Raw genomic sequence first — 8070 nt, 5'->3', positions numbered from 1 at the left:
CAAAACAACTCGTCGCTCTCGCGCCGCCGCCCCGTCTGCTGTGAAGCGGTTTCTAGGACCAACGCCCCACCAAGTCAACACACATCGTTATAAAAATATCATATTTCATATAAACTAATGGTTTTATGGGATAAAATAAGGATCCGTTTTAAGCGATAGACACAAAATAAAAGCGCCCGGCAATCAAGACTGATTGCCGGGCGCGCGTTCTTCAAAAGAAGATCGTTTAGTTTTTCTTGGCGAGCGTGGCTGGCATTTCAGCAGGACGCACAGTTGCCGCAATGGCTTCTGCTTTTCCGTTAAAGGCGTAGCCGCCGCCGATCGCGATATTCAGCGTCACATAATCGGTCGCTAGCTGCTGAATTGCAGTCGCAAGGCTGGCCTGCGCCGTTGTCAACGAGCGTTGTGCATCAAGCACATCCAGCAACGAAGACGCACCATCCTTATAGGATGCGGTCGCGAGCTCCAGCGCCTCCTTATAGGATTTCACATAGGCACGGCTAGCAGCGACTGACCGCGCATCACGATTGTAAGCAGCCAACGCGCTTTGAACTTCCTCAACACCCGTCAACACAGCCTGCTTCCATGCGAGGTAGGCTTCACGCGCAGCTGATTCCTTGCTCTTCACATTGGCGCGCAGGGCACCGCCGTCAAAAATCGGCAAATTCAGAGCTGGGCCAAATGACCAGGTGTTTGACGTTCCTGAACGGGAATTGCTGCTGATGTAAGACGGAGAAATCGAACCGCTGAGTGTGATCGATGGGAACAACTGAGCCTTGGCGGTGCTGATGCTGTAAACAGCAGAGGCGAGATTGCGCTCGGCCAGACGAATGTCTGGACGGTTGCGAATCAAATCAGCCGGTACGCCCGTCAAAACCGTGCCACGAGGTGTTGGTTGTGCACCACCCTTCTCCAGATCGTGGATGAGGGTCGAAGCAGGAAGCCCGAGGAGTGTCGAAATATGGTATGCGTTAGAGTAGAAGCTCGATTCCAGCCCTGGAATATCGGCCAAAGTGGAGTTTACCAGACCTTCGGACTGCACAACATCCAGACGGGATGCAGCGCCAGCTTCAAGCTGAAGCTTGGTCAACGAGAGTGTTTCGCGCCGTGACTTCACCGCGTCGTTCGCGATAGCGATACGCTTCTGATAATAACGTGCGTTGATGTAGGATTTTGTCAGATCAGAGAGGTAGGTCAGGCGCGCTGTATCGACGCTGTCGTATGCGCCATCAAGCGAGGCTTTGGCGCTCGCGGCCGAACTGCGATATTGTCCCCACAGATCAATGAGCCAAGACACGGAAAGGCCGCCAGTGCTGGCCCATGTCTCATCCGTTGAATTATATCCACCATTGGTCTTGCTGCCTTTTTCACTGGCCGTGCCCGTCAGGCTTGGGAACAAGCTGGCTTGTGCGCTGGTCACAGCGGCTCTTGCCTGGTCAATGCGCTCAAGCGACTGCAAAACGCTCAAATTTTGATCAATGCCTTGCTTGACCAGCTTGTTGAGCTGAGCATCGTGAAAGGCTGTCCACCATTCAACGCTTGTTGGATCACCGGCAGACTTTTGCCCACCTTCGTTGAATCGAGCAGGCAGCGCGGTCTGCGGCGCTGTGTGGTCCGGGCCCATTACGCAGCCCGATAGTAAAAGCAATGCAAGGGGCGTTGCCACGCGAATGGAGAACATCATTTCTATCCCTGTTATAGCACCGAATCGCGCTGCACATCATCATTATGCGACAACGCCGTTTGTTATAGAAACCGCACCCAAACAAGGGTGCGGTCATTTTTTATTAACTTATAGAGTCCGTGGTCTTTGCAACAGTGCTTCTTTCCGGTTTTGCACGGTTTGAAAAACGCCGCACAATCACAAAGAATGATGGAACAAAGAAAATTCCAAGCACTGTTGCGGCCAGCATCCCACCCAGAACCCCGATACCGATGGCGTTTTGAGCTGCCGATCCTGCCCCTGTGGCAATCGCCAACGGCACAACACCGAGAATAAATGCAAGCGATGTCATGATGATTGGGCGCAGGCGCAATTTAGCGGCCTCAATGGTCGCATCGAACAGACTGAGCCCATGCTCTTGCCGCTCTTTGGCAAACTCTACAATCAAAATCGCGTTTTTCGCGGCAAGCCCGATTGTCGTCAGCAGGCCCACCTTGAAGTAAACGTCATTCGATTGCCCGAAGAAATGGGCTGCGGCCAGAGCACCCAAAACACCGACCGGAACGGCCATGATCACCGAAAACGGTACAGACCAGCTCTCATAAAGTGCCGACAGGCACAGGAAAACGATCAAAACAGACAGAGCATAAAGCAAGGGGGCCTGCGACCCGGACAGGCGCTCCTGATAGGAAATGCCCTGCCAGGCAACGGTGTAACCGCCCCCCATTTGCGAAACGATGCGCTCGACTTCGTTCATCGCGTCGCCCGAACTCACACCCGGAGCCGCCGCTCCTTCCATGGAGAAAGCATTCACCGCGTTATAGGCTGAGATGGACGGCAAACCGGAGACCCATTTTGTCTCGGTGAAGGATGAGAAAGGCACCATCTCGTTTTTCGAGTTGCGTGCATTCCAATACTTCAAATCCTCAGCCTGCATGCGGTAAGGTGCGTCCGCCTGCACATAGACCTTTTTGATCTTGTTGTTCAGCGTGAAGTCGTTCACATCCGTGCCGGCAAAAATGGTCGTCAGCATCGAGTTTGCCGACGCGATCGCGACACCCATGGCGCTCAACTTCTCCTGATCAAGCGTTACCTTGATCTGGTTTTCCTCATCGCGGTCATTGCTGCGCATGGAACTTATGAGATGCCCGCTGTTGGCCTCACTGATCAGGCGTTTTGATGCCGCAACCAGTGCTTCTGCGCCATGATTGCCTGTATCGACGAGATACATCGAGAACCCGCTGGATGTGCCAAGGCCCTGGATAGCCGGAGGCAGAAGCGGAAATACCTGCGCCTCACGAATGGTGAAGAAGTACCCCATTGCACGCTGAACAATGGCCGCAGCAGCAAGATTTTTCGCCTTGCGGTCGTCAAAATCCTTCAATTTGGCGAAAACCAATGCATTGTTCTGGCCAGCACCGTTAAAGCTGAAGCCGTTGACGGCAAACACGTCCTGCACACCGTCTTTTTCCTTATCAAGATAGTAATTTTCGACTTTCTTGATCACTGCGTCGGTTTGTGCCGCAGTCGCTCCATTGGGGAGCTGGATAATCGTCATCAACACGCCCTGATCTTCCTGAGGCAGGAAGGAGGACGGCATCCGTGTGAAGAACCAGGCACAACCAACAACTACGATCGCAAACATCAGCAAAACACGCAACGGGCGGCCAAGCAGATAGCCAACCGAACTGACATAGCCCGAGGTGGTGCGATCGAAATTGCGATTGAACCACGCAGCCGGACCCGTGGTTTTCTTATGATCCTTGTTAATCGGCTTCAACAACGTTGCGCACAAAGCAGGCGTCAGAACCAGCGCCACCAGCGCGGAGAGCAACATGGCCGAAACGATGGTCACGGAAAACTGGCGGTAAATAATACCGGTTGATCCCCCGAAAAATGCCATGGGGATAAACACAGCCGTCAAGACCAGCGCAATACCAACAATCGCGCCGGTGATTTCGCCCATGGATTTCTCCGTGGCCTCAACCGGATCGAGCCCCTCCTCCGACATGATGCGCTCGACGTTTTCGACCACAACAATGGCATCATCCACCAGAAGGCCGATGGCCAGAACCATCGCGAACATTGTCAATGTGTTGATGGAATATCCGGTTGCGGACAAAATTCCGAATGTGCCGAGCAAGACAACCGGCACCGCAATCATCGGGATCAGCGTGGCACGGAAATTTTGCAGGAAGATCAACAGAACGAAGAACACCAGCACAATCGCTTCGATCAGCGTGTGAACCACCTTCTCGATGGAAAGCGACACGAAAGGTGTCGTATCATAAGGATAGATGATCTTGATATCCTGCGGCAAGGATGGCGCGATGGATGCAAGCTTGGCCTTGACGCGGGCTGCTGTGTCCAACGCATTGGCACCCGTTGCCAGATTAACAGCAAAGCCAGCGGCAGGGTGACGGTTGGAGCGTGAGCTTGCAGCGTAGCTCTCCTGGCCAATTTCAACGCGCGCAACATCGCTGAGGCGCACGGCCGCACCACTTGTATCGACCTTCAAAATGATACGCTCAAAATCAGGCACCGTGCTCAACTGACTCTGCGCTGTCATGGTAACGCTAAGTTGCTGACCTTCAACGGAGGGCAAAGCGCCCATCGAGCCAACAGACACCTGGGTGTTCTGGGCTTGAATAGCCGAGGTTACGTCAGCAGGTGTCAGCTGAAACTTGTTGAGCTTAAAGGGATCAAGCCAGATGCGCATGGCATAGGCAGAGCCGAACAGGTTGATACTGCCAACCCCCTCAAGCCGCTTGATCTGGTCTTCAATCTGCGTGGAAAACACGTCTCCCAGATCGGCGGAGGAATATTTTTCATTCGAGCCGACCAATGCGCCAACCAGAAGGATACTGGAGGTGGAGCGCGACACGCTGAGCCCGAGGGATTGCACAACGCTAGGCAGCTGTGATGTCACAAGTTGCAGCTTGTTCTGCACCTGCACCTGCGCAATATCCTTGTCGATATTGCTGTCAAACGTCAGCGACACTGTCGCCTGACCGGTAGACGACGAGGATGTCATGTAGGTCAGACCATCAAGGCCCGTCATGCCATCTTCAATGATTTGCGTCACCGATTTGCGCACTGTGTCCGCGCTGGCACCGCTGTATGTTGCGGTGATGCGCACGGTGGTTGGCGCAATATCCGGATATTGCGAAATGGAGAGCGTGGTGATGGCGAGTGTACCGCCGAGCATGATCACGATCGCGATCACCCATGCGAAAATCGGTCGCCTTATGAAAAACTTGGCCATTGCTTACGTCCCAATCACGATGTTGCGGAAGATGTCCTGCGACATCATGATTTTGGTGCTTCGGTTGCCGGGGCCTGCTGGATGACCAGACCCTTGGCATCAACCTCGGAAGGAATAGGCTTGACGGTTGCGCCATCGCCGATCCACTGGAAACCGTCAACGATCAGCTTATCGCCATCCTTGACATTGTCTGTTACCAGCCAATTGTTGCCGGAAAGCTTGCTGCTGGCAAATGTCCGGGTCTCAACCTTGTTATCAGCATTGACGAATTTCGCGGTGAGAAACCCTTCGGCATTGCGCGAACCTGCGCGCTGGGGAATGGCAAAACCATTCTCTTCACCCACCGTGATTGTGGCGCGCACATACATGCCCGGCAGGATCAGATTTTGTGGATTATCAAACAATGTACGAATAGAAACAGTGCCTGTTGTGGTGCTGACCGCCATTTCAGACATGTCGATCTTGCCAACGCTTGGGTATTCCGTGCCATCTTCCATGGTCAGGCGAATATCAGCCTTATCCACATCGCCCGCGTTGTTTTTCAGATTGCCAGCGGCGATAGCAGCCCGCAAGCGCAGCAGATTGACGCTGGATTCATTCAGCTTGATGTAAATCGGATTGATCTTCCGAAGGGTCATCAAGGCGTCTGCCTGACCTGCGGTAACCAGATTGCCGATGGAATAATTGGTGGCGGACGTCACACCATCAAATGGTGCCCGGATCTCGGTGAAGGCAAGATTGATTTTTGCCGTCTGAAGAGTTGCACGCGCCTGAGCAACCGAAGCCTGCGCTTCCAGCAGGGTTGCCTGAGCGGTTTCATAGTCTTTCTGCGTGGCACCGGTGTTGGCCAGGCGCTCATAGCGCTGCACGTTTGCGGCGGCTGATGGCACGCTGGCCTCGGCCTTTTCAAGAGCTGCCTTGGCTTCTTCAACGGAGGCAACATAGGTTGCATCATCGATCTTGTAGAGCAGATCGCCTGCTTTGACGAAGCCACCTTCCCTGAAGGATACTTCCTTGATGACGCCGCCAATCTGCGGGCGAATATCGGCCGATTGCACAGCTTCGGCACGGCCTGACAAAATTGTTGTCAAAGGCTGCACCGACTTCTTCATGATCACAACACTAACCGGGCTTGGCGGACGCGCAGCCCCTGCCCCGCCTGCCGCTTGCTGCTTTTCCTGATCGCTGCATCCCGCAACGACAAGCGCCGCAACAAACAAGATGGATGACAGGGTGAAGTACTTCGCCATGCGCTGGTCCTAATTTTTTGCGTCCGGTCTGACGATAACAGTTTCAGTACGGAGGCAAGATCACAAGATGATAAACAAATTTTCCTGTGAAGCGCGGCAAGCTGGCGCGTGTGCGTGGCAGCAAAGTCACATTTCAGCAGTTTACAACACTGCTATGTGACGTAGTTCAAGAATCGTCACTTTGCAAGCGGATTTTGCAGCGCGGTATTGACCAGCTCGATCACGTCGCGGCATCGTGTGTAAAGCACATCCGGCTTTTCGCTTGAGACTGACAAGGGGTTTATCACCCCGGCAAGAGCGGTTGTAACCACCGATGCCGTGTGGCGGGGATCACGAACAAAAAATTCGCCTGCGGCAACGCCTTCCAGAATAATATTCTCAAAAATCGCGGAAATCGTGGCCCGATACATATCACCTGCCCGCAGTTCGAGATCGGCGGTGAGCACAATCATCTCGAAAAGATGACGATTATCGCGCACATCGGCCAGCAGACTGGTCAGCAGGGCTTCGGCAATGCGCAAGAGCTTTGCCTGTGGCTCACGGGGCATTTCAACAGACTTCAGCCCCTCCATCATTTCTTGCACATGCGTACACGCGATCGCATCAACCAGCGCTGTCTTCGCATGAAAGTGCTTGAAGACATTGGCGGGCGACATGCCAAGAGCCGCAGCCACATCGGCCATGGCAACCTGCTGATAGCCTCTTTCACGAAACAGGGTATCTGCGGCGGAAAGAATTTCACGGCGTGTTTCGGCAGCGGGCCTGCGCGAACGTCGTTGACGGGGTGCGCACCCGTGGTCGCAGCCGCTTTCAAGATCATTTTTGCCGCGTTTTGTGTCTGGCATCGCGTTCAGGGCCCTGCCAGATAGGCTGCAAGGTTTGCTTTCACCCGAGCAAGCGGTGTCTCACCGCTATCGTCCGGCTGAAATGTCAGCCCGGTGATCGCTTCATAGGCCTGAACATAGACCTTGGAGGTCGCCTCAATCAGATCCTGCGGAATTTCAGGAATGGCATCCTTATAAGGATCGCAACGCTCGACCACCCACGAGCGGACAAAATCCTTATCGAAGCTTGCAGGACGGCTGCCCTTGGCAAATGCCTCTTCATAGCTGTCGGCAATCCAGTAGCGGCTGCTATCCGGGGTGTGGATTTCATCGGCCAGAATGATATTGCCCTGCTCGTCTGTGCCAAACTCATATTTGGTATCCACGAGAATAAGGCCGCGCTCTGCCGCCTTTTGCTGGCCACGCGCAAACAGCGCCAGAGCATATTTGGAAAGCTGCTCCCATTGTGCTTCGGAGAGCAGGCCTTTTTCGATAATTTCCGCTGGCGTCAAAGGCTCATCATGACCACCATCAAACTCCTTGCTGGTGGGGGTGATGATTGCCTGTGGCAGCTTTTGATTGTCGCGCATCCCGTCTGGCAGGGTCATGCCATACATGGTGCGCTGGCCATTCTTGTAGAGCGTCAAAATCGAGGTGCCGGTGGTGCCAGCGAGATAGCCGCGCACCACAATTTCGACCGGCAGGATATCAAGTCGCTTGCCCACAACCACCGCCGGATCAGGATAGGCAATCACATGGTTGGGGCAGATATCGGCGGTTTCTTCAAACCAGTAGCGCGCTGTCTGCGTCAAAACCTGCCCCTTGTAGGGAATGCAGGCCAGAATGCGATCAAAGGCGCTGATGCGGTCAGTGGAAATAATGATGCGACGGCCATCGGGCAGATCGTAATTTTCCCGCACCTTGCCGCCATAGTAATTGGGCAGATCAGGAAAGAAAGCTTCTGTCAGAATACGCATCACACCGGTTTCCTTGTGTTGCTCGCCCAAGCCAAAGAGCGATCTCCACCGCGCGCCTACCGCATCATGGCGCAAATTTCAAAGAAAAAGC

Annotated in this window: 5 protein-coding genes; all 5 read right to left on the bottom strand. The window is 54.0% G+C overall.

The features are described from left to right. Positions 1–226: 226 nt before the first annotated feature. The 5 genes from E6C51_RS19550 to E6C51_RS19530 all read right to left on the bottom strand — a co-directional run bounded on the left by E6C51_RS19550 (position 227) and on the right by E6C51_RS19530 (position 7979). Complete coding sequence (locus E6C51_RS19550) at positions 227–1681, bottom strand: efflux transporter outer membrane subunit (protein WP_146936839.1); 1455 nt, start codon at positions 1679–1681, stop codon at positions 227–229. A 106-nt stretch (positions 1682–1787) separates the two neighbouring features. Next, positions 1788–4928: an efflux RND transporter permease subunit gene (locus tag E6C51_RS19545; RefSeq protein WP_190237239.1), complete on the bottom strand. Its 3141-nt coding sequence runs from the start codon at positions 4926–4928 to the stop codon at positions 1788–1790. Positions 4929–4972: 44 nt separating this feature from the next. Next, a complete protein-coding gene (locus tag E6C51_RS19540) occupies positions 4973–6178 on the bottom strand; it encodes an efflux RND transporter periplasmic adaptor subunit (RefSeq protein ID WP_146936835.1) in 1206 nt (401 codons plus the stop codon). 176 nt (positions 6179–6354) lie between these two features. Continuing rightward, positions 6355–7023 (bottom strand): TetR/AcrR family transcriptional regulator, encoded by a 669-nt coding sequence (locus E6C51_RS19535; RefSeq protein ID WP_146936833.1) that lies wholly within the window; start codon positions 7021–7023, stop codon positions 6355–6357. A gap of 5 nt (positions 7024–7028) precedes the next feature. Next, positions 7029–7979, bottom strand: a complete 951-nt coding sequence (locus E6C51_RS19530; protein WP_190237238.1) for a phosphoribosylaminoimidazolesuccinocarboxamide synthase — start codon at positions 7977–7979, stop codon at positions 7029–7031. Positions 7980–8070: the final 91 nt, after the last annotated feature.

This window comes from Gillisella terrae (assembly GCF_004801395.1).
Classification (GTDB): domain Bacteria; phylum Pseudomonadota; class Alphaproteobacteria; order Rhizobiales; family Rhizobiaceae; genus Allorhizobium; species Allorhizobium terrae.
Note: the sequence above shows the minus strand (reverse complement) of the source record. Positions and strands in the feature narration are given on the sequence as shown.